This window comes from Flavobacterium coralii, assembly GCF_019891545.1.
Taxonomy (GTDB): Bacteria; Bacteroidota; Bacteroidia; order Flavobacteriales; family Flavobacteriaceae; genus Flavobacterium; species Flavobacterium coralii.
This window is the reverse complement of the sequence record NZ_JAHDIU010000008.1, coordinates 13,742-36,779: the sequence shown is the minus strand read 5'-3', so window position 1 is coordinate 36,779 and position 23,038 is coordinate 13,742. Positions and strand designations below refer to the sequence as shown.

The 23,038-nt window shown below is 42.8% G+C and carries 15 protein-coding genes; 12 read left to right on the top strand and 3 right to left on the bottom strand.

The window, feature by feature from the left end:
• Positions 1–20 precede the first annotated feature (20 nt).
• The 3 genes from KJK34_RS11765 to KJK34_RS11755 are packed head-to-tail and all read right to left on the bottom strand — an operon-like array spanning position 21 to position 5,813.
• Positions 21–1,151, bottom strand: a complete 1,131-nt coding sequence (locus KJK34_RS11765; protein WP_223054085.1) for a SusE domain-containing protein — start codon at positions 1,149–1,151, stop codon at positions 21–23.
• A gap of 19 nt (positions 1,152–1,170) precedes the next feature.
• Complete coding sequence (locus tag KJK34_RS11760) at positions 1,171–2,718, bottom strand: RagB/SusD family nutrient uptake outer membrane protein (RefSeq protein WP_223054084.1); 1,548 nt, start codon at positions 2,716–2,718, stop codon at positions 1,171–1,173.
• A gap of 14 nt (positions 2,719–2,732) precedes the next feature.
• Positions 2,733–5,813: a SusC/RagA family TonB-linked outer membrane protein gene (locus KJK34_RS11755; protein WP_223054083.1), complete on the bottom strand. Its 3,081-nt coding sequence runs from the start codon at positions 5,811–5,813 to the stop codon at positions 2,733–2,735.
• Between the two features lie 226 nt (positions 5,814–6,039).
• On the opposite strand from KJK34_RS11755, the gene KJK34_RS11750 reads away from it, so the two are divergent.
• From KJK34_RS11750 to KJK34_RS11695, 12 genes are all read left to right on the top strand, one after another.
• Positions 6,040–7,062: a LacI family DNA-binding transcriptional regulator gene (locus tag KJK34_RS11750; RefSeq protein WP_223054082.1), complete on the top strand. Its 1,023-nt coding sequence runs from the start codon at positions 6,040–6,042 to the stop codon at positions 7,060–7,062.
• Positions 7,063–7,264: 202 nt separating this feature from the next.
• On the top strand, positions 7,265–8,806 hold the full coding sequence (locus KJK34_RS11745) for an MFS transporter (RefSeq protein WP_223054081.1): 1,542 nt from the start codon (positions 7,265–7,267) through the stop codon (positions 8,804–8,806).
• Positions 8,807–8,813: 7 nt separating this feature from the next.
• The gene (gene pgmB, locus KJK34_RS11740; protein ID WP_223054080.1) at positions 8,814–9,470 is read left to right on the top strand and encodes a beta-phosphoglucomutase; all 657 of its coding nucleotides are present in this window, start codon (positions 8,814–8,816) and stop codon (positions 9,468–9,470) included.
• Between the two features lies 1 nt (position 9,471).
• Positions 9,472–11,781 carry a glycoside hydrolase family 65 protein gene (locus tag KJK34_RS11735; protein WP_223054079.1) on the top strand — a complete coding sequence of 770 codons (2,310 nt, stop codon included), beginning with the start codon at positions 9,472–9,474 and terminating at the stop codon, positions 11,779–11,781.
• Between the two features lie 81 nt (positions 11,782–11,862).
• Positions 11,863–13,698, top strand: coding sequence for a glycoside hydrolase family 13 protein (locus KJK34_RS11730; protein ID WP_223054078.1), 1,836 nt, complete (start codon positions 11,863–11,865; stop codon positions 13,696–13,698).
• 1 nt (position 13,699) lies between these two features.
• Positions 13,700–16,033 (top strand): glycoside hydrolase family 31 protein, encoded by a 2,334-nt coding sequence (locus tag KJK34_RS11725; protein WP_223054077.1) that lies wholly within the window; start codon positions 13,700–13,702, stop codon positions 16,031–16,033.
• Positions 16,030–17,682, top strand: coding sequence for an alpha-amylase family glycosyl hydrolase (locus tag KJK34_RS11720; protein ID WP_223054076.1), 1,653 nt, complete (start codon positions 16,030–16,032; stop codon positions 17,680–17,682). Before KJK34_RS11725 ends, KJK34_RS11720 begins: the two co-directional genes overlap by 4 nt.
• 15 nt (positions 17,683–17,697) lie before the next feature.
• On the top strand, positions 17,698–19,140 hold the full coding sequence (locus KJK34_RS11715; RefSeq protein WP_223054075.1) for an alpha-amylase family glycosyl hydrolase: 1,443 nt from the start codon (positions 17,698–17,700) through the stop codon (positions 19,138–19,140).
• A gap of 81 nt (positions 19,141–19,221) precedes the next feature.
• Positions 19,222–20,376, top strand: a complete 1,155-nt coding sequence (locus tag KJK34_RS11710) for a T9SS type A sorting domain-containing protein (RefSeq protein WP_223054074.1) — start codon at positions 19,222–19,224, stop codon at positions 20,374–20,376.
• Positions 20,377–20,467: 91 nt separating this feature from the next.
• The gene (locus tag KJK34_RS11705; protein ID WP_223054073.1) at positions 20,468–21,151 is read left to right on the top strand and encodes a glycerophosphodiester phosphodiesterase; all 684 of its coding nucleotides are present in this window, start codon (positions 20,468–20,470) and stop codon (positions 21,149–21,151) included.
• Complete coding sequence (locus KJK34_RS11700; protein ID WP_223054072.1) at positions 21,148–22,371, top strand: BaiN/RdsA family NAD(P)/FAD-dependent oxidoreductase; 1,224 nt, start codon at positions 21,148–21,150, stop codon at positions 22,369–22,371. Before KJK34_RS11705 ends, KJK34_RS11700 begins: the two co-directional genes overlap by 4 nt.
• Positions 22,372–22,436: 65 nt before the next feature.
• Positions 22,437–23,021, top strand: a complete 585-nt coding sequence (locus tag KJK34_RS11695; RefSeq protein ID WP_223054071.1) for a hypothetical protein — start codon at positions 22,437–22,439, stop codon at positions 23,019–23,021.
• The last annotated feature ends 17 nt before the right edge of the window (positions 23,022–23,038 follow it).

Here is a 23,038-nt window from a genome sequence, read left to right as displayed (position 1 = left end):
CTTTTTGTTATTAACTAGAATTACAGTCCGGTTACTGCGGCAGTACCGTCAAAGTTAACAGTAAGTCCAAGTGTATAAGAGCCTGCTGTGATAGGGAAGTCTCCAGAAGCTGGATTGTAAGTAACCAGCGGGTCGCTGTCACCAACATTAAATTTCCACGGGTCGTTAGCGATAAACTGGCCGGTATTAGCAGACCTAAACTTCAATGCGCCTTGAGAAAGTGTTGTAGTTATAGACCATGTGTTGCTTGCAAAGTCATATGTCATAGGGGTTTCATCACTCCATGCACCCGGAGTTGCATCACCAATTATACCCCATTGCATTTTTACATATTTGTATTCAAGGTTATCAAGGTCAACCCATACATAATATTGGCCTGCGCCATCAGTTTCAGCAACTTTGATATCGCCGCTGCCACCTGAGTTTTCAAGGTTGCCATCCTGTACTCCGCCAATTGTACCAAGATTTAGAGTTTGATCACCCCAATCTGCCTGTGCACCTACAAATTTAAATCCGTCTCCGGCGCCTACTTTTACATATGCTTCAAACACTAAAGTTTCGCCATCACCAATATAGCGCATTGGTATAGCTGTTGTAGGAGTCCATGCATTTAAACCGTAGTAAGACTGTACCTGGCCTACCAGGAAAAGTGCAGGTTCTACCGGCTCTACCACTTCGCCACCAAAATTAACTGTAAATGCTAATGGTTCAGATACCATTGGCAGGTCGGCATTATCACCAAGAGAAGCGGTTACCCTTACTTCTACGTTTGCATCTTCTTCGTCGCTAAGCCCAAGGCCATCAGGAGCTTCATCTGTAAGCCTGTCCCTAAGCACGGTATTGTTTAAAAGCAATATCCTGCTTGTTGTTGTTCCAATTTCTACAGGAGCTGCAAAATCAGTACCTGCAACAGCCATCTCTACAGTATAGTTAATTTCGGTGTCAACAGTGTAGGCCGCATGATCCCATACAAGTGTAAGTGCAGTAGATTCCGGAGCACCTGCGTTTAATGTAATGGTTGATCCGCTTTCTGGAGCTATAAGCACCGGATTGTTAGAAGTATTTACAACAATTTTGTTGTCATCCGTGCTGCACGACATTACTGATAAAAACAGTAATGTAAAAATTGATAAATTAAATATCTTTTTCATTTGTTGAATATTAATAAGATTAGTAACCAGGGTTTTGTGTTAAGTTAGGGTTAGACTGTAAAGCACTTGCAGGAATAGGGAATACATTATACGTGCTTGGAATAGAACTTCCGTTTACAGAATTTCCTTTCCATGGCCACAGGTAAGTACCGCCTGTAAACCTGCCAAAACGGATTAGGTCTGTCCTTCTGTGTCCTTCAAGGTTAAGTTCGCGTGCCCTTTCATCAAGAATAAAGTTAAGCGTAAGTTCACCTGCTGATATAGCTCCGGCATTAGCCCTGTTTCTCACCGCATTTACATAATTTAATGCTTCGCCCTGAGAGCCGCCGCCATTTCTTAGGAAGCATTCTGCATACATAAGGTATGCATCAGCAAGCCTGAACATTGGGAAATCTGTAGGTGAGAAAGATGTGGCTATAGAGCTGCCGTTATAGTTTGTATTCCTGAATTTGATTGAAGGATAACCATCAGTCCAAATTTTATAGTTAGCCATTTCATAGCTATGCCCTTCAGTCCAGAAAAGCTGTGCCCTGTCGTCCGGAGAGGTCTCAAGGTCGCCATAAAGCCCGTACCATGCTTCTGTGGCTCTGTGGCCCGACCAGCCCTCTGTAGTACCAAACTCAGTTATAGGCATAGTTTCGGTACTTTGTGAACCATTCACAATATAAGTGGTATTACCAAAACTCTGGCTTATAATCGGATCTGCTATAAGCGGGAAAATAATTTCCGGAGAAGTATTGTTATCCCCGCTGAATACGCTTACAAAATCATCAGCCAGACTATAGCCGCCTTCCGTTATTACAAGGTTAGTGTAGTTAAAAGCATCAGTCCACCTTTCTTGCCCGGTATACACTTCGGCGTTAAGGTATAGCTTAGCTAATAGCATACGAACTACAGATTTATTTGCCCTGCCATATCCGTTAGTTACAGGCATAGCAGATTCTATTGCCAATAGCTCTCCTTCAACATATTCAAAAAGCTCTGTTCTTGATGATTCGGGAAGTGGCGTAGTTTCACCATAATTACTTTCGTTAACCAATACACCTTTTCCAAAACAGTCTATCATATAATAGTAGGCAAGAGCACGTATAAAACGAAGCTCACTTACTATCTGTTCTTCGTTAGCCACATCTACATTTTCAAGCGCAAGAATAATATTAGTAGTTTGTGGAACAACATAATATACCCTGTCATAAAGATACCTGAAGAACTTGTTATTAGCATCCCAGTCAGATGTAGTTGTCAACTGATCCAGACCATCGTCGCCCCAACGGTTCTTCATACCGTCAGCAGTAAAATCCTGAAGATTGATAATACCTCTTAGAAAAGCGGTTTCACCGGGATCCGGCCCTGAAATATCAGAACTGCCCGGTCCATCAGGTCCTGAGAGAGCAAATGCTCCATACATCTTTGATAGTAATCCTTCAATAGCAGCGGGGTCTCTCTGTAACAGGTTCTCCAAAGACAGTTCTACCTTTGGCTTTGTGTTCAGGTCATCAGTACACGAGGCTGTTATAAGCGCAAGTGTAGCTAAACCTACAATTAATTTATTTCTGAAATTTTTCATATACAATTATTTTATTAAAAGTCAAGGTTTAAACCGAAACTGTATGTGCGCGGACGCGGATAGAAGTTATTGTCTATTGCGTTAAAGTTTTCAGGATCCTGACCAGAATATTCTGTAATTAGGAATGCATTATTGATTGTGCCGTAAACACGAAGCGTTGCCGACTTCATGATTTTTGTAAACCTGTAACCTAAAGTTATATTATCACACCTTAAAAAGGCAGCGTCTTCAAGATAGTAATCTGATAACGGAATATTACCGGTAATAGTAGAAAATCTCGGATCGGCGGCTCCATTATAAAAATCAAGAACGTTATTTAAGCTGTTTGTGTTATTAGGTACAGCTCTTTCTGTCCATCCGCCCACAAGTTTAACCGCGTTATATACTTGTCCGTCTAACTGTCCGTGGAAATTGGCAGAAAGGTCAAAGTTTTTGTAGTTAAAGTTAGTTGCAAAACCAAATGTCCAGTTAGGTCGCATAGCTTTAAAATACCTGTCATCATTAGTAATCACTCCGTCACCGTTACGGTCTCTGTAAGCGTCAACTATCGGGTTGCCCTGGCTGTCATAAAGTTGTTCAAATACCCAGGCTGAGTAAGGTTGAGAACCAACACTGTGACGCGCAAGCCTTAAACCTGTTGATACAGGAAGGCCTGACTCAGTTGCATCTATAGCCGATACATTTTTAAGACTTGTGACTTCTCCGAAGTTGTAGGAGATGTTTCCTAAAATATCCCATGAAAAGTTTTCGTTAGAAATTGGCCTTAAAGTAAGATCTACTTCTATACCCCTGTTTTCAAGTGAACCGGCATTTTGAGTAATTTCGTTTGTTAAGTATTGACCTGAAGGGACAGCAGAACGTGTTAAAAGGTCATCTGTTACTCTTCTGTAAACATCTACGCTACCGGAAAGCAGATTGTCTTTGAATAATGAAAAGTCAACCCCTACGTTATAAGTGGTTGTAACTTCCCACTGTAACTGGTCATTAAACGGTAATGCGCTGTATGTGTTTATACCCGGTAAGTACTGGCTGTTTACACTGCCGGGGCTAAACAACGCAGAACTTGGATAATAACCTTGCAGTCCTGTTATATCCTGTTGGCCTGTTTGTCCCACACTTAACCTTAATTTAAGATCGTTAACTGTTTTACTGTCTTTTAAAAACGTTTCGTCTTTTACCCTCCACGCAAGTGCTGCAGCCGGGAAATAACCCCAACGCTCATCTTCCCTGAAAAGAGAAGAACCATCTGCCCTAAGTGTAAAGGTAAAAAGATATTTGTTAAATAAATCAACATTAGCACGGCCAAAGTATGACTGAAGAACAGTTTTGTTATAATACCTATTATTTGGATTTAGTGGATCAAGTACTTCTTCCCTAACACCTAAAGGTCCATTATCGACATCATCATTATAGCGAAACTCTGATTTAAACCCATCATTTGTAAAGCTTTGATAAGAGTGTCCTGCCTGAGCATCAACACGTGTAATCACGCCTTCAAAAGTTTTTGTATAAGACAGATAAGCATCAAGAAGTTTGTTAGTAATATGCTGTGTTTCTCTGTAGTTAACCCCCGGGTTAAAAACAAGTTGGTCATTAACATCATCAAACCTGGCACTTGCTAATGCAAAATTCCCGAACTCTTCACGCATTTTTGCGCGAGAAGCTTCTATACCTAAATTTACCACTGCCTTCAGGTCCGGAAGAAAATGCATTTTATAATCAAACTGAATGTTACCTATCAGTTTATTAACCAATTCAGGCCTTGTTCTCTCATTAAGAAGGTTTACAGGGTTGTACTGACCGTCAAGTAAACCATTAGCGTTTGTTGGCTGATAGTATCCGCCAAAATTATTTGTGTCAAATGGTGCATAAACAGGCTTTGTAGGATCCATGTTTAAGGCACCACCTAAAGCACCGCCTTCATCAATTGCATTTTTTTCTACCCAGAAACCTTTTGCGTTAAGATCTATTTTAAGATGGTCGTCTAACAACGTTGGCGTAAGTTTAATAGAAGCACTATAACGTTCATAATCATTAGTTTTAACTAAGCCTTCGTTTTTAGTATAGCCTATAGACGCCCTTGCAGGTATTTTACCGAACAGGTTTGCGCGGCTGCTAAATGTATGGTCAGTAAAGAAAGAAGTCCTTAATATCTCATCCTGCCACTTTGTGTTATAAATTAATCTTCCTTCTATTTCTTCTGTAGCTGGGTTATCTACTGCATCTGTTGAAGGGTCATCAATACCGAGCAAATTTGTGAAGTTAGGATTGTATTCTCTCATAAAGCGTACAAACGTTTCACTATCCATTACATCAATCAGGTCGGTAGCTTTACCAAAACCAACATTAGCTGTATAGTTAAACTGTGGTGCTCCTGATGTGCCTTTTTTAGTAGTAATGATAATTACACCGTTTGATGCTCTTGAACCATATATTGCAGTTGCTGATGCATCTTTCAATATAGTAAATGATTCAACGTCATTAGGGTTAACTAAAGACAGAGGGTTGCTAACACCGGCAGGGTTAACAAAATCTAACGGCACACCGTCAATTATTATTAAAGGGTTGTTTTGAGCACCAAGAGAGCTACCGCCACGTATCCTGATGTTCGGGGCAGCATCAGGCTGACCGCCTGCGCTTGTAATCCTTACACCCGGAGCCCTACCCGTTAGTAACTGGTCGGCAGTTGTAATGGCACCTTTATTAAACTCTTCAGATGATACTGTGGTTAATGAGCCGGTAGCATCTTTTTTGGTAGTGGTACCATAACCAATTACCACAACCTCTTCAAGTTGTGTGGCATCTTCATCAAGCGATACATTTATGGTTGCCTGCCCGGTATATTCTACCACCTGGTTTGCAAAACCAATAAAGCTGAAAACTATACGGTTTCCGGCACTCACGCCGTTAAGGGTATAGTTACCGTCAATATCGGTTGTGGTACCATTGTTTGTGCCCTCCACTATTACATTTGCCCCCGGTATGGGCAGCCCGGTGGCACTTTCACTCACAGTACCCGTTACTGTACTCTGCGCAAGCACACTTAGGGGTAGCATGAGTAAGAAAAGTAAGAACTTTTGATACATTGTTTTCATACAAGTTGTTTAGGTTAATTTTGCTTTGCTTTTTGCTTATAAGTTCACTTCGAATGTTAAAATTATGTAAAATCGCCAAACAAAAAAACGTTTTCGCGCGGTGTGCCTGCCGAAAACGTTTGCGTGTTGAAAACTTTTCAGATGTTGCACAATTTCAGTAAGATAATTGCTATTAATTAAAATTAGGTTTATCTTTATTTGCGAAATAATAGTTTACAATTTCTAAATGAAAAGAAAAGTAACCCTTAAACAAATTGCAAAGGAACTTGACGTGTCTATCTCAACAGTTTCAAAATCACTGCGAAACAGTCCCGAGATAAGCGAAGATACCCGCCAGAAAGTACAGGCTTTTGCCAAGCTTTACAACTACAGGCCTAACAATATAGCCCTTAGCCTCAAGAACAAAAAAACAAAGACGATTGGTATTATAATACCCGAAATTGTACACCATTTTTTTGCTACGGTAATCAGTGGTATAGAGCAGGTGGCCAATGAAAATGGCTATAATGTTATTGTGTGTCTTTCGGATGAATCTTTTGATAAAGAGGTAATTAACATGGAGATGCTTGCCAATGGCAGTATAGACGGGTTTATTATGTCTTTAAGTAAGGAAACACAGCTAAAAAAGGATTTTCACCACATAGAAGAAGTTATAAACCAGGGTATGCCTGTGGTAATGTTTGACAGGGTTACCAACGAAGTGCTTTGCGACAAAGTTATTATAGATGACCAGCTGGCAGCCTATGAAGCGGTTGATTTTTTCATAAAAAATAACTTTAAAAAAATAGGCCTTGTAACCACGGTTGATTATGTAAGTGTAGGCAAGCTGCGCACAGATGGCTACATTAATGCGCTTAAAGATCATGACAGGACAGCAGATGATGCCATGATCGTAAAAATTGAAGATATAGAGAACTGCGCCAGCAAGATAGAGAAGCTGCTTCAGGAGCAAAAGCCCGATGCCATATTTGCGGTTAATGAGCTGTTTGCGGTAACCACTATAAAGCTTGCCAATAAAATGGGGCTTAAAGTACCTGAAGACTTATCTGTTATCGGATTTACAGACGGGATTATATCCCAATTCTCTACGCCAAGTATATCAACCATCAGCCAAAACGGTATTAAAATGGGCGGAAGGGCTGCCCAGATGCTTATTGAGAGGCTCGAAATGGAAGAAGAAAACGAACTTTACCGTACCGAGCTTATAGAAACACATCTTGTAGAAAGAGAATCTACGCCAACGTTGTAGTTTTGTGTAAGTAATTGTTTTTCAAAATAATAAAAAAATATTTCCGGCTTTTGGGCCGGAATTTTTTTTATATCAAAAAGTTTTTCGGATTAAAAAACATTTATATTTGTATTGATTATCAAAGCTTATAATTTCACTTCGCACAATAGGTTTTGATAAGCAGTAACGCGCTTATCGTAGTATTAATACATAAATTACGATAATGGAGAAGCGTAAATTAGGTTTCTGGGAAATCTGGAACATGAGTTTTGGTTTCCTGGGAATACAGTTTGGTTTTGCCCTGCAAAATGCCAATACTTCCCGTATTTTTGATACCCTTGGGGCCGAAGTAGATAAAATTGGCTTATACTGGCTTGCCGCACCACTAACCGGCCTGATAGTACAGCCTATTGTTGGTTACTTTAGCGACAGGACATGGACAAGGCTCGGGCGCAGGCGGCCTTACTTTTTAGTAGGGGCTATACTTTCGGCAATTGCCCTTTTTATGATGCCCAACTCTCCAACACTTTGGATAGCCATCGGTACCCTTTGGATAATGGACTCATCTATTAACATATCCATGGAGCCGTTCAGGGCATTTGTAGGAGATAACCTGCCCGACAGGCAGCGTACACTGGGTTTTGCCATGCAAAGCTTTTTTATCGGTACGGGTGCTGTGGTGGGTTCGGCGTTGCCTTATGTCTTCACAAATTTTTTCGGTATTGAGAATACTGCTCCTGAAGGTATTGTTCCCCCTTCAGTAAAATGGTCCTTCTATGTAGGAGGTGTTACATTTTTACTGGCTGTGTTATGGACAGTTTATAAATCTAAAGAATACAGCCCGGAAGAGTTGGAAGCCTTTGAAAAGGCTAAAGAAGCCGAGCTTTTGCGTAAAGACAGCGGCAGGGTTTCAGTTGCACAAATCATAACCGAAAAAAAACAGCTGGTTTACGGTTTGTTTTTTGCAGTTATCGGTGCAGCGGCCTCTTATTATGTTTACCACATCAATTCTGCCGACGGGCAAAACAAGCATAAGGAGCTTTACATTTTAACGTTAGGTGTTTTTGTTATCGGGTTGCTGTTTGCAATTGTATCACAGCTACGCAAAAAAAATGTAAAGAACGCTTTTACGATTATTGTTACAGACCTGCTTAATATGCCTAAAACCATGAAGCAACTGGCCTGGGTTCAGTTCTTTTCGTGGTTTGCGCTTTTCTCTATGTGGATATATACTACAGCAGCGGTTACCGGGCACGTTTTCGGTACTACAGATACCACATCAAAAGTATATAATGATGCCGCCGACTGGGTGTCGGTTATGTTTACAGTTTATAACGGTGTTGCAGCTGCCGTGGCGTTCCTGCTTCCGGTAATTGCAAAGCGCACCAGTAATAAATTTACCCACATGCTTTCGCTGATAGCGGGCGGTATCGGGCTTATATCCATTTACTTTCTTTCAGATAAGGCAGGGCTGCTGCTTGCAATGGTTGGCGTTGGTATAGCATGGGCAAGTATATTGTCTATTCCATACGCAATGCTTTCCGGGGCATTACCTTCTGCCAAAATGGGATACTATATGGGCGTGTTCAACTTTTTTGTGGTAATACCACAAATCGTTGCAGGTACCATACTGGGTTTCCTTGTTTCTGAATTTTTTGACAGTGAGCCTGTATATGCCCTTATAGTGGGCGGATGCTCTATGATACTGGCCGGGTTGTTGACAATGGGAGTAAACGTCCAGAAAAAAATTGATATTAAAGCATAAAAAATTAATGAAAAAGAAAGCCTTTATATTCGACCTGGATGGTGTGATTGTAGATACTGCCAAGTACCATTTTTTGGCATGGCAAAAGCTTGCACAGCAGTTGGGGATTGAATTTACGCATGAACATAACGAACAGCTTAAAGGGGTTAGCCGTGTGCGCTCTTTAGATATTATACTTGGCCTGGGCAATGCAGAAGCCTCTCAGGAGGATAAAGATACCTGGCTGAAACAAAAGAATGAAGAATACCTTACTTACATCAACAACATGGATGAAAGTGAGATTCTAGAAGGGGTTCTGCCGGTGCTGCAATATTTAAGGCAGAACGGGCAGCCCATAGCATTAGGCTCTGCCAGCAAAAACGCAAAGCCGATATTGGAAAAAGTAAACATACTGCATTATTTTGATGCAATAGTAGATGGTAACGATGTTAGCAATGCCAAACCCGACCCTGAGGTATTTTTACAGGCAGCACAAAAATTAGGCATGCCTGCACAGGGTGCCGTTGTGTTTGAAGACTCTGTAGCGGGGGTGCAGGCAGCAAACATTGCCAATATGGTAAGTGTAGGCATAGGCGATGCCGCCGTGCTGCACGAAGCCCAATATAATTTTAAAGACTTTACTGAAATACACACTACATTTTTACAAAACTTATTAAATAATTAAAATGAACCAGGATTATATAGTACCTAACAATTGGTCGATTATAGAAGAAGGGTTTGATGCAGAAAGGGTAAAATCTTCCGAAAGCCTATTTAGTATAGGCAACGGAGCCATGGGGCAGCGTGCCAATTTTGAGGAAAGCTATTCAGGGCACACGTTTCAGGGCAGCTATATTGCAGGTATTTATTACCCCGACAAAACAAAAGTAGGCTGGTGGAAAAACGGTTATCCGCATTACTTCGCCAAAGTACTTAATGCCCCTAACTGGATTGGTATAGATGTTAGCATAAACGGCGAAGCATTAGACCTTAACACACCAAAACAGGTACGCGGTTTTAAGCGTGAGCTTAATATGAAAGAAGGCTGGTACAACCGTTCTTTCGAGGCTGTGCTGCAAAACGGTACAGAGGTAGCGGTAAATGTGCGTCGTTTTCTTTCTATTAATGATGATGAGCTTGGCGTTATAAAATTTGAGGTAACACCGCTTAACGGCAATGCCGAAATAGCCTTTAGCCCTTACCTTGATGCAGGGGTTAAAAATGAAGATGCCAACTGGGAAGAAACTTTCTGGGAACCGCTTGGTACCGAAAATAACGGCAATAGTGCCTTTGCAAAAGCACGCACCTTTAAAACGCATTTTACGGTTGCAGCTTTTATGGACAATCATATATTGCTGAACGGAGAAAACCGGTCGCTGAACCCTGCTGATGTTAAGTCGGCTGAAGATAAAGTACAGTTTTCTTATACAGTAAATATTTCAAAAGGTGATACGGCTGCCATAGTTAAATTTGGCGGATATACCGTATCTATGAACCACGCCGAAGACAAACTGGTAGCGGCTGCACAAAATGTTATTGCCACCGCACAGCAAAAAGGCTATGATGTATTACTGCAGGAGCAAAAAGAAGCATGGGCACGCATTTGGGAAATGGCAGATATTACTATAGAAGGCGACGTAAAGGCACAGCAGGGCATCCGTTTTAATATCTTTCAGCTAAACCAGACGTATCTTGGTAAAGACCCGAGGCTTAATATAGGCCCTAAAGGGTTTACAGGTGAGAAATATGGCGGAAGTACCTATTGGGATACCGAGGCCTACTGCCTGCCGTTCTATATGGCAACAAAAGACCAGAATGTTGCCCGTAACCTGCTTACATACCGCTACAACCAACTGGATAAAGCAATAGAAAATGCTGAAAAGCTTGGCTTTACCAATGGCGCAGCACTTTACCCGATGGTAACCATGAATGGTGAAGAATGCCACAACGAGTGGGAAATTACCTTTGAGGAAATTCACCGTAACGGGGCTATTGCCTTTGCCATTTTTAACTACTACCGTTTTACGGGTGATTACAGCTACATCCCTGAAAAAGGGCTTGAGGTACTGATAGGCATAGCACGTTTCTGGCACCAGAGGGCTACATGGTCGGCACACAAAAACAAGTACATGATACTGGGTGTTACCGGGCCAAACGAATATGAAAACAACATTAACAATAACTTCTACACCAACTACATTGCTAAATGGTGTATAGATTATACTGTTGAGCAGATAGCTAAAACAGAGGCAGAGTATAAAGCCGACCATACACGCATTATGCAGAAGGTTAAGCTTACTGCCGAAGAAGTAAAAGAATGGAAAAACGTTGCTGATAACATGTACTTCCCTTATGCACAAGAGTATGGTGTGTACCTGCAGCAGGACGGTTTCCTTGACAAAGAACTTATCCCGGTAAGCGAACTTGACCGCAGCCAGAGGCCTATCAACCAGAAATGGAGCTGGGACAGGATACTGCGTTCGTGCTACATTAAGCAGGCCGATGTACTGCAGGGCTTCTACTTTTTTGAAGACCACTTTAGCAAATCCGATCTTGAAAAGCACTTTGATTTCTATGAGCCGCTAACAGTACATGAGTCATCGCTTTCGCCATGTGTCCACTCTATACAGGCTGCCGTATTAGGCAGGATGGAACAGGCTTACACTTTCTATTTAAGGACATCGCGCCTTGACCTTGACGATTATAACAAGGAAGTGGAAGAAGGCCTGCACATAACCAGTATGGCCGGAACGTGGATGAGCATTGTAGAAGGTTTTGGGGGCATGAGGGTTAAAAATGATGCACTTCATTTTGAGCCGCGCATACCGGCACAATGGGAGGGCTACTCATTCAAGATAAACTTCAGGAACCAGATACTTAAAGTTTCTGTACATCCGGGAGAAACCAATTTTACACTGGAAGGCGATAAAGAGCTTACCGTATTTGTAAATGGTAAAGAAGTTAGGGTAGAACCCAACGCTTTGGTAACAGTTTAATTTTTTATTGCCTGTAAAGCCGAATCCCCGGCTTTGCAGGCTTTTTAATATGCCGCAATATTGTGGCACAATAACAGGTTGATGAATAAAATATTCTATATATTCCTTTTTTGCTGCACAGCGGCATTGGCACAGGTAGAGCGTGTAGAACCGCCGTTCTGGTATGCCGGTATGCATAACCCTGAATTGCAGGTTATGTTCTACGGAAAAGACATAGCAAAATATACCCCTACTGTAAATAACGGTGTCGTTATAAAAAATGTGGTTAAGACTGAAAACCCTAATTATGTTTTCGTTACCATAGATACTAAAGATATTCCTGCTTCTGATTTTGTTTTCACGTTTAAGGACAAAAATAAGGCAGCATTTACACAAAAATACACACTAAGGCAAAGGAAAGAAGGTTCTGCCCTTAGGGAAGGGTTTGATTCGTCTGACCTTATATACCTTATAATGCCCGACCGCTTTGCCAATGGCAATCCTGCCAACGACAATGCTGAGGGCATGGGCGATACTGCCAACCGCAACGAGCCGTTTGGCAGGCATGGCGGCGATATACAGGGTATTATCAACAACCTTGATTATATAGAACAACTGGGCGCAACCGCCCTGTGGAGCACACCGCTTTGCGAAGACAGGCACAACAGGGGTTCTTACCACGGTTATGCACAAACCGATGTGTATAAAATAGACCCGCGCTACGGCACTAACGAAGACTATTTAAGGCTTTCGCAGGAACTTAAAAAGAGGGACATGAAACTGATACTGGATTACGTAACCAACCACTGGGGCAGTGAGCACTGGATGTATAAAGACCTGCCTACCTACGACTGGGTACACCAGTTCCCAGGCTATGCACAGAGTAATTACCGCATGACAACGCAGTTCGACCCGAATGCTTCTGATGTTGATTCCCGATATTGTATGGACGGCTGGTTTGTGAGCGATATGCCCGACCTTAACCAAAGCAACCCGCTTGTGCTGAACTACCTTACCCAAAACGCCATTTGGTGGATTGAATATGCCGATCTGGATGGTTTCCGTGTAGATACCTATTCCTATAACGACAAAGAAGGTATTGCCAAATGGACAAAAGCGATTATGGACGAATACCCGCATTTTAATATAGTGGGCGAAGTTTGGATGCACGACCAGGCACAGATGGCTTATTGGCAAAAGGACAGCAAGATAGCCGCCATCCAAAGCTACAACAGCTACCTGCCAAGTGTTATGGACTTTACCCTGCACGATGCTTTTGGCAATGTATTTAATGAAGACAATGCCGGGTGGGACAGCGGTATGCAAAAGGTGTACGACAATTTCACTAACGACTTTTTATACCCGGATATCAACAACATACTTGTTTTTGCAGAGAACCACGATACTGGCAGGTTTAACGAAATTTATAAAAACGATTTTAATAAATACAAAATGGCTATGGCGCTGCTTGCTACTGTGCGCGGTATCCCGCAAATATATTACGGTACCGAGATAGGCATGGCTGGCGATAAAGGCAAAGGCGACGGCGATATCCGCAGGGATTTTTCCGGTGGCTGGCAAGGCGATAAAAACAATGCCTTCACGCAAAGCGGGCGCACTGCCGAGCAGCAAAAGTGGTTTGAGTTCTCATCCAAACTATTTAACTGGAGAAAAAGCAAAGAGGTAATACATACCGGTAAAACCACCCATTATCTGCCGTATAACAATGTTTACGTTTACTTCAGGCATAACGATAAAGAAACCGTTATGGTTGCTATAAACAACAGCGATAAAGAACAGGCAATAGACACAGCCCGTTACCGCCAGAATATCAAAGGTTATACAAAAGGCAGAAATGTAATAGAGGGTAATGTTACTGATGTTACAAAGCAAATAACACTTCAGTCGAAGTCGGTAATCATATTAGAACTTCAGTAGTATGAATAAGTTTCTGTACATAGTAGCCCTTTTTACCGCTGTTGTTACTTCGGCACAGGGTACGCGTACTTATGTAGGTTCTGAGTTTTTTGGCGACAGGCTCGAGGTAATAACCAGCGACGGGCGTTATACCATTACACCTTATTCAGAAAATATAATACAGACCGCATTTGTTCCGCACGGGGAAGATTATAATGCCGAATCGCACGCAGTAGTAATGCAGCCGCAAAAGGTTAAGGCTAAGTTTAAAGATAAAAAAGGCAGGCTTACCTATACTACTAACGGTATATCGGTAACGATAGATAAAAACCCGTTCAGGGTTAGCTATCATTACAACAACAAGCTGCTGCTGGCAGAGCAGCCCGGCTACACGCAAACCGACAGTACCGAAACCATTGGTTTTGCCATAAGTGCTGATGAAGCGCTATATGGCGGTGGTGCCCGTGCATTGGGCATGAACCGAAGGGGTAACAGGTTGCAGTTGTATAACAGGGCACACTATGGCTACGGCGACAGGTCTGAACTATTGAATTTTACTATGCCGCTGGTGCTTTCCTCTAAAATTTATGCAGTGCATTTTGATAATGCAGCCATAGGCTGGCTCGATCTCGACAGCAGGAAAAACAATACCCTTGCTTATGAAACCATAAGCGGAAGGAAAGTGTATCAGGTTATTGCAGCACCTGACTGGTATAAGCTTACCGAAAGCTACACGCAGCTTACGGGCAGGCAGCCCATGCCGCCACGCTGGACGTTTGGCAACTTTGCCAGCCGTTTTGGTTACCATACCGAAAAGGAAGTGAGGAATGTAGTACGCAAATTCCGTGAGGAAGAAATTCCGCTTGATGCGGTAGTTGTAGACCTTTACTGGTTTGGAGCCGATATAAAAGGCACTATGGGTAACCTGGAGTTTTTGAAAGACAGTTTCCCCGAACCTGAAAAAATGATTGCCGACCTGAAAAAGGATAATGTAAAAACTGTTTTAATTACAGAACCTTTTATACTTACAACCAGTAACCGCTGGCAGGAAGCTACAGATAAAAACATTCTGGCAACAGATGCGAACGGTAACCCTTATACCTATGAGTTCTATTTTGGCAATACGGGTATAATTGACTTATGGAAACCCGAAGCACGAACCTGGTTCTGGAACATTTACAAGCGTTACATAAATGCGGGTGTTGCAGGTTGGTGGGGCGATCTGGGCGAGCCGGAAGTGCACCCGTCTTACGTGCAGCACGCCGGTGGGCGCTCTGCCGATGAGGTACATAATATTTACGGACACGAATGGGCAAAACTGGTTTATGAGGGCTACAGGAAAGACTTTTCCGGGCAACGCCCTTTTATCCTAATGCGTGCCGGATACTCCGGTTCGCAACGATTCGGTATGATACCGTGGAGTGGCGATGTGGGCCGTAGCTGGGGCGGTTTGCAGTCGCAGCCCGAAATTGCCATACAAATGGGCATGCAGGGCGTTAGCTACATGCACAGCGATTTAGGCGGTTTTGCCGGAGACAACATAGATGATGAATTATATGTGCGCTGGTTACAGTACGGCGTGTTTCAGCCGGTGTTCAGGCCGCACGCACAGGAGGCTGTACCTGCCGAACCTGTATTCCGTAAGGATGAGGTAAAGGCATTAGCCAGAAAAGCGATTGAACTTCGTTACGAAATGCTGCCATATAATTATACGCTTGCCTACTTAAATGCCAAAAACGGTTATCCGCTAATGCGCCCGTTGTTTTTTGAAGAACCGGGCAATGCGCAGCTTTACAATATTTCGGATGAATACCTTTGGGGTAAAGACATACTTGTGGCTCCTGTTTTACAGCAGGGCGCCAAAGAACGTAGTGTTTATTTCCCGAAAGGCAGCAGGTGGTTCAGCGGAAGGAAGTTTTATGAAGGCGGCACTACCGCAACTGTACAGTTAGAAGAAGATAACATTCCGTACTTCTACAGGGGAGGGGCTTTTATAGTAGAGTCGGCAGAAGACCTGCAATCTACAGAAGATTATACTTCAGAGAAACTGAATATAAATTTTTATGTAGATCCATCGGTTACGGCTTCAGAAGGTATTTTTTACCATGATGACGGCAAAACCCCGAATGCCTATGAAGAAGGCAAGTATGAAATACTGGTGTTTAAAAGCGAGACAAAGGGCAAAGAAGTTACCATTACCGTAACATCTAAGCCGGGTAAAAATAACACGCCGGTAAACAGGAGGCTTACGTTTTTTATCAACGAAAACGCAAACGGCATGTATTTGTCGAAATCCAAACCGCTCGAAATAAAAAGTGGTGAGGTTAAAACATTTAAATATACCATTCAGCAATGAGGAGAATACTACTACCTGCCCTTGCGGCAGTAACCCTATTACCGGGTTGTGCTACCCAAAAGCAACAGGCAAAAAACGATGCGCCTTTTGTTTGGGGAGGTGCCAATATGTACTTTTTGCTGACGGACCGTTTTAATAACGGTGATACGGCTAACGACCTGAACTATAACCGTACTAAAGAAGCAGGTACACTGCGCGGTTTTGAAGGCGGCGATATAAAAGGCATCACACAAAAAATAAAAGATGGCTATTTTCAGGATTTAGGCATTAATGCTATCTGGTTTACGCCTGTTGTAGAGCAGATACATGATGCGACTGATGAGGGAACCGGTGTCAGTTATGGTTTTCATGGCTACTGGGCGAAAGACTGGACCCGTTTAGATGCTAATTTCGGCACCGAAAAAGACCTTGCCGAACTTATAGAAACCGCACATGCCAACGGAATACGCATAGTGCTTGATGGTGTTATAAACCATACAGGCCCCGTTACCGATGCTGATGCCGTTTGGCCAGATGGCTGGGTACGCACCGAACCACAGTGCCAGTATAATAATTATGAAAACACCACCGCCTGCACCCTTGTTAAGAACCTGCCCGATGTAAGGACAGAAAGCAATGATGCGGTAGAGCTGCCCCGAGCCCTTGTAAATAAGTGGAAGGCCGAAGGGCGCTATGAGCAGGAAGTAAAAGAGCTTGATGCTTTTTTTGCCCGTACCGGCTACCCGCGTGCTTCAAAATATTACATCATAAAATGGCTTACCGATTATATTCGTGATTATGGTGCAGATGGCTACCGTGCCGATACTGTAAAGCACCTGGGCGAAGACGTGTGGGCCGATTTTGCCAAAGAGTGTGATGCAGCTTTTGCCGAATGGAAAAAGAATAATCCCGGTAAGGTGCTGGATGATAACAGCTTTTTTACGGTGGGCGAGGTGTACAACTACGGTATATCGTCAGGGCAGCAGTTTGATTTTGGCGACAAAAAAGTTAATTACTACCAAAATGGCTTTGATGCGCTTATCAACTTCGAAATGAAGCATGATGCCAACAAACCGTATGAAGAGCTTTTTACTAAATACTCGGGCATACTGAACAGCAGCCTTAAAGGTTATACGGTCCTCAACTATCTGGCTTCGCATGATGATGGCGGCCCTTTTGATAAAAAACGCGAGAAAACTTATAAATCAGCTAATATACTGCTGCTTACTCCGGGTATATCGCAGGTATATTATGGCGACGAAACTGCCCGCCCGCTTGACATTCCCGGTGCGGTTGGCGATGCTACCCTGCGTTCGTTCATGAACTGGGATGACATTAAAAATAATGAGGAAACAAAAGCACTGCTTGCCCACTGGCAAAAGCTGGGGCAGTTCAGGCGAAACCACCCTGCGGTTGGTGCGGGTACTCACGAAATGATTGCTAACGCGCCTTACAGCTTTAAAAGGGCTTACACAAACGGTGCCTACACTGATGTGGTTGTGGTAGGGTTAGACCTTGCCGAAGGCAAAAAGACCATTGCAACAGGCAGCGCCTTTGCAGACGGCGTTAAAGTGCGCGATGCTTACTCAGGCGAAACCACAACAGCCGAAGGCGGCAAAGTAACTTTTGATACGCCTTATACCTTACTGTTATTAGAAAAAGTGCAATAACCATAAAGAAAAGACATGAAAAAAACAATTCTGTTCGGTTTAATGCTTGCGGTTGCTTTTACAGGCTGCAAGGATAAAAAAGAAGATGAGAACGCTGCACCTGAAACGGCACAGGCAGAGGCTATTGCCCCTGTAAGTAATGCCATGATGGAGAACAGCGTAATTTATGAGGCCAACATACGCCAGTATTCGCCTGAAGGCACGCTTAATGCCTTTACCAAAGATATTCCGCAGCTAAAGGAACTTGGTGTTAAGGTGATATGGCTTATGCCGGTTTACCCTGTATCTATGAAGAACAGGAAGGCAACCGGAGATTTGTCGGTTGAAGATATTAAAGACCCGAAAGAGCGTGAAAAATATCTGGGCAGCTATTATGCTATTTCTGATTATACCGCTATAAACCCGGATATGGGCACGTATGAAGATTTTGATAACCTGGTAAAAACAGCCCATGAAAACGGTATGTATGTAATACTGGACTGGGTTGCCAACCATACCGGATGGGACCACAAATGGATTACCGAGCACCCGGAGTATTACCACAAAAACAAGAAAGGAGAAGTTACAGATCCGCTAAACCCGGAAACAGGCGAAAGCTGGGGCTGGACAGATGTTGCGCACCTTGATTACAGCAGCAAGGCGCTTTATGAGCCGATGAAGGATGAAATGCTATTCTGGGTAAAAGAGCATAACATAGACGGTTTCCGTTGTGATGTGGCTGATAACGTGCCTACTGAATTCTGGGAATTTGCCGTGCCGAAGCTGGAGGAGGTTAAGCCTTTGTTCATGCTTATGGAAAGTAATAAGCCTTACCTGTTCAATGATATTTTTGACATGGGCTACGGCTGGGATTTGCACCACATAATGAATGATATTGCAAAGGGCACTAAAACTGTTAAGGATATAGATGCTTATATGGCGAAGAAAGACACCATGTATGACAGGAGCGATATATTCATGAACTTTGTTACCAACCACGATGAGAATTCATGGAGCGGCAGTGAGTTTGAGCGTATGGGCAATGGTGTAGAGGCTTTTGCAGCTTTAACCTATACGGTTCCGGGTATGCCGCTTATATATACCGGGCAGGAGTATGACCTTGACCGCAGGCTGAAGTTTTTCGAGAAAGACAGCATCTCTAAAGTGAAGAAAAAAATGTACCCTGTATATGAAAAGCTTGGCGCACTTAAAAACACTAACGTGGCGCTTAACGGCGGTAAAGAACCGGCATCATATAAGCGTATAAATACATCAGACGATTCCAGCATACTTGCTTTTGAAAGGGAAAAAGACGGCAAAAAGGTGTGGTATATTGCCAATCTTTCCAAGTCGCCTAAAACCTTTACATTACCGGTAGAGGGTACATTTACCGATTATATGACAGGTAAGAAGTTAACACTTGCAAAAGGGCAGAAACACCAGTTTAATGCCTGGCAGTACTATGTGCTGACGCAGTAACGATATTACCCCCATGCTTTATGGCATGGGGGTTTTTTTAACTTTAATCAAATTTTTTATTAACCAATTCCTTTTAATTTTATGAAGAGAAAATTACTCTTTCTGGTGGCTATGCTTGCCTGCGCTACTACATCGTTTGCGCAATTTGACAACATTGGCCTTCTAGGCGGTTCTACAGTAACAGGCTGGACGTCTGATACTGATATGGTAACCACCGATGGTATTGTTTACACATTAGAAAATGTGGTGATTGTTAACCCGCCGTCTGATGGGGGTGTTAAATTCAGGAAGGATGATGCATGGACTGTAAACTGGGGTGGTACAGGCTTTCCTGCAGGTACAGCATCACCTAACGGAGCGAATATCCCAACAGTTGATGGTACTTATAATGTAACGTTTAACCTGAGCACACTTCAGTACAGCTTTGAGGCAATCGGTTTTGATGAAATAAGCCTTGTTGTAGAAGGTGTTGATGTAAGCATGTTTACTGCCGATGGCGTTGTTTATTCGGTAAATAATGTTGAGCTTGAAGCCGGTGATTATGCTTTTTCCGTAAATGGCAGTACTACAGGCTGGGGCGGTTCTGGCTTCCCTACAGGTACAGCTACAGAGGGTACTACTATACCGGTACCTGCTAACCGTTACAACATTACCTTTAACAATGATACTAAGCAATATATGTTCAATTTTGTGAACATAAGCCTTATTGGAGCCGGTGTGGTTACAGAAGACCCTGCATGGGTTACCGATGTATATCTTTCTACTACTGATGGTATAAACTATACTTTAGAAGACTTTACGTTCCCTGGCGGTGAAGGTAAATTCAGGCTTAACGGCGACTGGAACCCGGGCTGGGGCAGCACCGATTTTCCTTCAGGTGTAGGTTCTTCAGCTCCGGATGCTCCAAATATCCCTATCACAGCAGGTACTTATGATGTAACCTTTAACAGGGTATCGGGTAACTATAACTTTGCAGCTTCTACAAACGGACTTGAGGATATTGCTACATCAAGGATAGTAGCATACCCTAACCCTACAGGCAACGTTTGGAATTTTGAGGCAGCTACAGTAATCGAAAAAGCAGAGCTGACAGATATTACAGGTAAAGTAGTTTTTGCGGGCACTTTTAATGCTTCAACTGCGGTTATAGATGCTGCTGTTTTCGCCCCCGGTATTTATATGGCTAAAATTTATGCAGGTACATCTGTACAGGTAATTAAGGTTATAAAAAGATAACTTCTTCATTGTTTATTAATTCACGAAGCACAGGTTAAATGCCTGTGCTTTGTTGTTTATATAAGTATCTTTGCCAAAAACAGATAGTATAATGGGCGTTTTTAAAATAGGCCACAGGGGTGCAAAGGGCCATATAGCCGAAAACACCTTACCATCTTTTGAAAAAGCCATTGCGCTCGGCGCAGAGGCTATTGAGTTTGATGTGCATGTTTGTGCAACGGGGGAGCTGGTGGTAATACACGATTTTACGGTAGACCGCACTACAAACGGTACCGGGGAAGTACATACCATGAGCCTTGACGAACTTAAAAGCCTTACGGTAGAAGGGGAGTATACCATCCCAACACTTGAAGAAGTTATGGAGCTGATGGGGCCAAATTTTATTATGAACATAGAAATGAAGGGCAGGCACACAGCACAGCCACTGGCTACTTTAGTACAACAATATGTTGCGGAGAAAGGCTATAGATATAAGAATATAATTGTATCCAGCTTTCAGTATGAAGAGCTAAAGATGATGAGCGCTCTTAACCCTGAAGTACACCTTGGGGTGCTTACACAGGCGAGCGTTGCCCAGGCATGGGATTGGGCTACAGAGTTCAATGCAAAGGCACTGCACCCGCATTTTTCTTTATTGACAGAAACTAATGTAGAACGTGCCAGGGAGGCTGGCTTTAAAATCAATACGTGGACGGTTAATGAACCCGATGATATTGCAAGGATGAAAATGTATGGAGTTGACGGAATAATATCTGATTACCCAGAAAGGTTATGAACAGCAGGAAGTTTGACGTGATTGTAGCCGGTGGAGGTGCAGCCGGATTTTTTACGGCTATAAATATCACCGAGGCAAAACCCGGAGTAAAAGTTGCCATTTTAGAGCGTGGTAAAGAAGTGCTTGGCAAAGTGCGCATATCGGGTGGCGGGCGCTGCAATGTAACCCATGCCTGCTTTGTGCCCGATGATTTGGTTAAGTATTATCCGAGAGGGGAAAAAGAACTAAAGGGACCGTTCAACCATTTTTGCAGTGGCGACACTATAGAGTGGTTTGCCAAACATGATGTAGAGCTGAAAATTGAAGAAGACGGGCGCATATTCCCGGTAACCGACAACTCGCAAACCATTGTAAATTGTTTTATTAAAGCAGCTAAAAAATCAGGTGTTGAGGTAATAATGGGGCAAAGCCTGCAAAACATCACAAGAACAACTAACGCTTGGGAGATAAATACCTCAGGAGAAAAATATGTTGCAGCACATTTGGTAATGGCTACCGGAAGTAACCCGAAAGTATGGGAAATGCTGCGGGAGATGGGGCATAGCATTGTGCCGCCTGTACCATCTTTGTTTACATTTAATATAAAAGATAGCCGCATACAAAACCTTATGGGTGTTTCGGCAATGGCATCCGTAAAAGTAAAAGGGTTAAAGCTGGAGGCATCAGGCCCTTTGCTTATAACGCACTGGGGTATGAGCGGCCCTGGTATACTACGACTCTCTGCCTGGGGTGCACGCGAGCTTGCCGCAAAAAACTACCAGTTTACTTTGCTGGTTAACTGGCTTAATGAAACCGATACTGATGACTGCCTTGAGCAGTTAAAGCAAATAAAACAGGAGCAGGCAAAAAAACAAGTAGGTAAAAAATCGCCTTTTGATTTCCCGAACCGACTTTGGGAAAGCCTTGTTGCTGCCTCAGGTATATCTGCAGATATGCGTTGGGCCGATGTTAACGCCAACCAATTACAAAGCCTTGCCTTACAGCTTACCAATGCTGAATTTTCTGTAAACGGCAAAAGCACGTTTAAGGAAGAGTTTGTAACGGCAGGCGGTATAGAACTGAAAGAGGTTAACTTTAAAACGATGGAGAGCAAAATAGTATCCAACCTTTATTTTGCCGGTGAAATTTTAAATATTGATGCCATAACAGGCGGTTTTAACTTTCAGAATGCATGGACGGGTGGCTTTCTGGCTGCCGAGGCAATTGTAGGAAAATTTTAATATTTTAACGCAACTTTTGTTGTTGATGTGCATCTAATGTATAAATCAATAAATAAAAGTACGCTATGAAAAATTTACTGTTAATGGCAGGTATGGCTTTACTGCTTGTTTCCTGCTCTGAAGATTCAGAATCTCCTTTAAATAATGATACGCCTTCTGATAACAAGGTGTTACTGCTTAAGGTCGATTTTGAAACCAATGTTTTTGAAGGAGGCAAAGAACTGACCTTTGAAGATGCTGAAGGGTTTACTATCACCTCTGACTATAATTCGCCGGGCGATTTCGGCGACATTACCCTAATGTACGAAGAAGCCAATGATACCATTTTTGCAGGTGATATTGTATGGGCCGGACTTGGGCAAATGACCTACCCTGAATCGCTTGCCGATGACAGCGCTTTTGCCTCTCTGCCCGATGCACTGCCAATGCCTTCTCTACAGCATTTCGAAATTGTAGAATATGATGAGTATGCTTATTATCCTGAAGTAATCGATCATGAAGCTTTATGGGCTGCTGTTGATAACCTGCAGGTTGTAAAAGAATACAGGGAGAGTAATCCTGATGCCAATATCAGGCTGTTTTTATATACCCCAAGTGTTGGGGTTGGCAACCCGGCAGAATGGGACTGGTTTATTATTCTGAAAAATTAATGTTTTGTGTAGTGTTT

What these genes read in the sequence shown, in the direction of transcription:
- KJK34_RS11705 (WP_223054073.1), top strand. Translation starts at nt 20,468, where the DNA reads ATGGGCGTTTTTAAAATAGGCCACAGGGGTGCAAAGGGCCATATAGCC.
- KJK34_RS11725 (WP_223054077.1), top strand. Translation starts at nt 13,700, where the DNA reads ATGAATAAGTTTCTGTACATAGTAGCCCTTTTTACCGCTGTTGTTACT.
- KJK34_RS11750 (WP_223054082.1), top strand. Translation starts at nt 6,040, where the DNA reads ATGAAAAGAAAAGTAACCCTTAAACAAATTGCAAAGGAACTTGACGTG.
- KJK34_RS11735 (WP_223054079.1), top strand. Translation starts at nt 9,472, where the DNA reads ATGAACCAGGATTATATAGTACCTAACAATTGGTCGATTATAGAAGAA.
- KJK34_RS11695 (WP_223054071.1), top strand. Translation starts at nt 22,437, where the DNA reads ATGAAAAATTTACTGTTAATGGCAGGTATGGCTTTACTGCTTGTTTCC.
- KJK34_RS11755 (WP_223054083.1), bottom strand. Translation starts at nt 5,813, where the DNA reads ATGAAAACAATGTATCAAAAGTTCTTACTTTTCTTACTCATGCTACCC.
- KJK34_RS11710 (WP_223054074.1), top strand. Translation starts at nt 19,222, where the DNA reads ATGAAGAGAAAATTACTCTTTCTGGTGGCTATGCTTGCCTGCGCTACT.
- KJK34_RS11700 (WP_223054072.1), top strand. Translation starts at nt 21,148, where the DNA reads ATGAACAGCAGGAAGTTTGACGTGATTGTAGCCGGTGGAGGTGCAGCC.
- KJK34_RS11715 (WP_223054075.1), top strand. Translation starts at nt 17,698, where the DNA reads ATGAAAAAAACAATTCTGTTCGGTTTAATGCTTGCGGTTGCTTTTACA.
- KJK34_RS11730 (WP_223054078.1), top strand. Translation starts at nt 11,863, where the DNA reads ATGAATAAAATATTCTATATATTCCTTTTTTGCTGCACAGCGGCATTG.
- KJK34_RS11760 (WP_223054084.1), bottom strand. Translation starts at nt 2,718, where the DNA reads ATGAAAAATTTCAGAAATAAATTAATTGTAGGTTTAGCTACACTTGCG.
- KJK34_RS11765 (WP_223054085.1), bottom strand. Translation starts at nt 1,151, where the DNA reads ATGAAAAAGATATTTAATTTATCAATTTTTACATTACTGTTTTTATCA.
- KJK34_RS11745 (WP_223054081.1), top strand. Translation starts at nt 7,265, where the DNA reads ATGGAGAAGCGTAAATTAGGTTTCTGGGAAATCTGGAACATGAGTTTT.
- KJK34_RS11720 (WP_223054076.1), top strand. Translation starts at nt 16,030, where the DNA reads ATGAGGAGAATACTACTACCTGCCCTTGCGGCAGTAACCCTATTACCG.
- pgmB (WP_223054080.1), top strand. Translation starts at nt 8,814, where the DNA reads ATGAAAAAGAAAGCCTTTATATTCGACCTGGATGGTGTGATTGTAGAT.